General features: G+C 43.8%; 1 protein-coding gene. It reads left to right on the plus strand.

What is annotated here, in order from left to right:
- A partial coding sequence (locus HBA93_RS21190) for an IS3 family transposase (protein ID WP_221724583.1) occupies window positions 1–272 on the plus strand: 272 nt, incomplete at both ends.

The raw sequence follows: 272 nt of genomic DNA on the forward strand, positions 1-272 counted from the left end.
GGGTCTATGGCGCTAGAAAAATTTGGCATGCATTGCGAAGAGAAGGGCATGATGTAGCGCGTTGTACGGTTGAGCATTTGATGCGAAAACTTGGTTTGAAAGGAGTGGTGCGTGGAAAGAAAACCATTACTACCAATCCTGATAAAACTCGTCCCTGTCCATATGATAAGGTCAGCCGCCAGTTTAATGCACAGCAACCAGATCAACTATGGGTCTCTGACTTTACTTATTGTCCCACTTGGTCAGGAATGGTTTATGTTGTTTTTGTCATT

Origin of the sequence: Ochrobactrum sp. SFR4 (assembly GCF_019730395.1) — a bacterium.
Taxonomy (GTDB): Bacteria; Pseudomonadota; Alphaproteobacteria; order Rhizobiales; family Rhizobiaceae; genus Pseudochrobactrum.